Source organism: Bartonella sp. MR168JLCBS (genome assembly GCF_042194175.1).
The window spans coordinates 1-617 of sequence record NZ_JBHIMP010000504.1 but is presented as its reverse complement, the minus strand read 5'-3'; the positions used below and the strand labels follow the sequence as shown (position 1 = coordinate 617).

Here is a 617-nt window from a genome sequence, read left to right as displayed (position 1 = left end):
ACGATGCTTATTGGAATATGAAGAAAAATGGTTATCAGCGTCCGACAAGTGGATTTTCAAAAATCCATATGCCGTCAAATACATCAGCTGGAATTATTGCGGGGTTCTTTTCGTTAGCTGTTGGTTTTGCACTTGTTTGGCATATTTGGTGGCTTGTTGCGATTGGATTGATTGGTTTTATTGCCACGATATTGTGTCATTCATTAATGGGTGATCACCATGGTTACTACATTTCAGCTGAAGAAGTACAAAAAACTGAGGATGCTTTTAGAGCTGTTCTGAAAAAGCAAGGAGTAACAGTATGAGTGCAACGACAATGAATAAGACTCACATTGATGAGCATCATTACGACAGTAGCTCAATCATGATATTTGGTTTTTGGGTTTATATACTTTCGGATTTGATCCTGTTCTCAACACTTTTTTCAAGTTTTGCTGTTTTTTCTGCTTCTTATGGTGGGGGAAAACCTGGCAATGAGTTTATTGATTTAAACTTTGTTTTAGTTGAAACCGCTATCTTATTGCTTTCATCAATCACTTATGGGTTTGTAATGGTTCAAGCGCATAAAGGTAATATCAGTGGTGTGCGTTTATGGATGACTGTTACTTTTGTGCTTG

2 pseudogenes are annotated in these 617 nt (G+C 37.1%); both read left to right on the top strand.

Annotated features, from left to right (window positions below):
• Positions 1 to 305: pseudogene (locus tag ACFIK8_RS12280) on the top strand (cytochrome o ubiquinol oxidase subunit I); the annotation flags it as partial.
• Positions 302 to 617 (top strand): annotated as a pseudogene (locus ACFIK8_RS12275) (cytochrome o ubiquinol oxidase subunit III); the annotation flags it as partial. The pseudogenes ACFIK8_RS12280 and ACFIK8_RS12275, both read left to right, overlap by 4 nt.